At 59.2% G+C, this 3,139-nt stretch carries 3 protein-coding genes; 1 reads left to right on the top strand and 2 read right to left on the bottom strand.

Annotated features, from left to right (window positions below):
• Nucleotides 1–900: Bug family tripartite tricarboxylate transporter substrate binding protein (locus tag AC1DS3_RS37190; protein WP_477129199.1), on the bottom strand; the 900-nt coding region annotated here is incomplete at its 3' end.
• A 314-nt stretch (nt 901–1,214) separates the two neighbouring features.
• Here AC1DS3_RS37190 and AC1DS3_RS37185 point away from each other — a divergent pair.
• Nucleotides 1,215–2,486, top strand: a complete 1,272-nt coding sequence (locus AC1DS3_RS37185; RefSeq protein ID WP_441639943.1) for an MFS transporter — start codon at nt 1,215–1,217, stop codon at nt 2,484–2,486.
• A gap of 14 nt (nt 2,487–2,500) precedes the next feature.
• On the opposite strand, the gene AC1DS3_RS37180 is transcribed toward AC1DS3_RS37185, so the two are convergent.
• Nucleotides 2,501–3,139: LysR family substrate-binding domain-containing protein (locus AC1DS3_RS37180; RefSeq protein WP_477129198.1), on the bottom strand; the 639-nt coding region annotated here is incomplete at its 5' end.

Below are 3,139 nucleotides of genomic sequence, written 5' to 3'. Positions count from 1 at the left end.
CCCCTGCTCCATTCCCATGTCCTTGATGTGGCTCTGCACCGCGGGTTGCTTGAAATACGCCAGTGTTATCTCGCGAACTCTCTCCTGGACTGCCGGAGCGACATCTGGGCGAGACCACACTGCGAACCACCCGGCTTGCGCCAGTTGCGGGTAACCGAGTTCCTTGAAGGTCGGTACATCCGGCAATTCGGCAATCCGCGTCGGATAGTTCAACGCAATCGCCTTGATCTTTCCCGCTTTGATCAGCGGCAAAGAGGTAGTCACCCCATCGAACATCAGGGGCACATGACCACCCATCAGGTCGTTCAACGCAGGAGGAGAGCCTTTGTAGCCCACATGCCGCATTGGCACATGGGCGAGCTGCCCGAGCAGTATGCCGGAGGTGTGGCCTTTCAATCCTGCAGCGTAAGAAGCGAAAACGAGGCCGTCCTTTTGCGACTTGCCATAGTCCACCAACTGCTTCAGGTTGGAAATGGGCACATCCTTGTTGGCAACCAGCACCAGCCCCGTGCGACTGATCTGGGCCAGGGGCTTCAGGTCCGTAAAAGGCTTGTAATGGACCTTGTAGGCCAACGGCGCTTCGCTCACGACACCGCCCTGGATAACCAGGAAGGTATAGCCATCCTTGCCGTTGGACTGCAAATCGCTGATCGCCAGCGCACCGGCGGCACCAGCCTTGTTTTCCACGATGACGGGCTTGCTCAATGTTTGCTGCAGGCCTTGCGCGAGCAGCCGAGCCAACGCATCGGCACTGCCGCCGGCAGGCCCCGCCACCACCAGACGGATCGGCCTGCTGGGCCAGGCCTCCTGGGCCTGGGCCACGGACATGCCCCCTGCGAGGCCAACACCGATTACCAAGGCGCAACCGCGCCACCCTAAGTGATTGGTCTGCTTCTTCATGTCTACCCCTTTTGATTGCGATGCTTTGCGTGTTTAGAAAAACTTGTGCGTCTATTCTCGAATCGCACCGGGTCAACCGGCTTGACCGTTCACGACAAGTTGTTACCAACTCGCGCAAGCAAAGGGAAAACCCTGCGCAGATATCCGGAGAGTGCTGGCTAGCCCCGACCACGGCTCTCCCGCGTCAGCGGATGACTGTCATAAATAGCCAAGTTCAAGGCGTGCAAGGTAAAGCGCGAAGTGGCGCCACGCTAGATGATCCGACGCTAGAAGTCCTGAGGAGACAGAAATTGAACGTGTCTACGAGTAACGCGATGCCGGCTGAGTCGGCGTCGGCTACCACTGGTGCGCGACCCTACGCGTGGGTGGTATTTGCATTGATGTTTTGCCTGCTGCTGTCCGACTACATGTCGCGGCAGGCGATCAACGCCTTGTTTCCACTCTTGAAACTGCAGTGGCAGATTTCCGATACCCAGCTCGGTTCGATTAGCAGCGTGGTGCCGTTGACCGTCGGCGTGCTGACCCTCCCATTTTCCATCATCGCGGACCGCTGGGGGCGCGTCAAAAGCATTGCACTGATGGTGGCAGTGTGGAGTGTTGCCACGCTCGGGTGCGCCATCGCCAGCACCTATCACGAGATGCTCGTCGCGCGCTTGTTCGTTGGTGTCGGCGAGGCTGCCTACGGAAGTGTCGGATTCGCTATGCTCATGAGCATCTTCCCCAGGCATATGCGGTCTAGCATCGCCGGCGGCTTTACGTCCGCCGCAGCGTTTGGGTCCGTGCTCGGTGTTTCGCTTTCCGGCATCATCGCGACACACTTTGGCTGGCGATGGTCGATGGGTCTGATGGCGATTTTTGGCTTTGTGCTGGTGATCATCTATTACTTCGTGGTCACCGAGAAAAAACTCGCAAGTGCACAACCGGACAATGCAAACGGGACTCCGGTGCACGGGCATGTGAAACTGACACCGCACGCGTTCCTCTCCGGCCTGTTTCCGTCCCGTTCCGTCTTCTGTGCCTACCTCGGTTGCGCCCTGCAGATCTTCGTTCAAGGCACGCTGTTCGTGTGGCTGCCCAGCTACCTGAATCGCTACTGGGGCATGCCCGTCAGCGAAGCAGCCACACTGGCGGCCGGCCTTGTCCTTGTCAGCGGCCTGGGCCAACTCATATGCGGTGTGATGACCGATCGGATCAGCGGGGATTCGTCGCTCAAGAGGTGGAACATGGCCATTGGCTATTGCCTTGTGTTAGGCACTCTGCTGGCGATTGCGTTCCGCTTGCCACCGGGTAACTTGCAACTCGCGCTACTTGCGCCCGGGGTGTTCTTCCTTGCCAGCTCGTTCGGCACATGTAGCGCGCTCATTGCCGGGGCCACGCCGCCCGCCATTCACGGCTCGGCATTTGCCACACTGACGCTGTTTAACAATATATTGGGTCTCGCGGCAGGCCCCTTTATCACCGGCATGGCAGCAGACGCGGTTGGTCTTCAAGTCGCCTTGCGCTGGCTACCGTTCGCGGCAATACTGCCCTTCACCGTGTTCTTCATTGGTAGATGGTGTTATGTCGCGGAAGCGCGACGCGCCTGAGCGCACTGCCGAGTCTACGATGCACKGCCATTGAGAGCCTCAGTTCCGAGTTGCACAAAGGCTCGTACCGCCGGGGATATTTCCCGGCGCCTATGCGCCAGCGCCAGGTGCACTGAGAATTTGAAATCGGCGATCTGTGCGTAGAAGATGCCTGGCTGGGAGAAATTCTGCATTGACTCCGGCACGATGGCCACGCCGTATCCCGCGGACGCGAGGCAGATTGCGGAGATGAAATCCTGGACACGATATTCCAGATGAGGCGCGAACCCTCCGGCTTTGCCCAGGGCGGATAGCGCATCCCCGAAGCCTTCCTCGTCCGTAAACTGCGGGACGATGAACGATTGATCCGCTAATGCGCGCGCTGGGACCGTCCCTCGCCTTGCAAGAGGATGGCTTGCTGTCATTGCTGCCAGCAGACGCTCAGTCTGTACGACTTTCGTGATAACGCCAGCCGGATAGAGCCGCCTGGGCCTGACAATGCCCACATCAATCTGGCCATCGCTGAGCGCTTCTAGCTGCCTCGGCGTATCCATTGGCACGACTTCGATCCGGACCATCTCGTGCGATTTCCGAAACTCGCTCAGCATCGTGGACAAAAGGCCGCTGCTCGCGCCAGATGCCACATAGCCGACACGGATGACGCCAGCCAGCCC

The sequence above is a fragment of the Cupriavidus sp. 01L46 genome (assembly GCF_056399905.1).
Note: the sequence above shows the minus strand (reverse complement) of the source record. Positions and strands in the feature narration are given on the sequence as shown.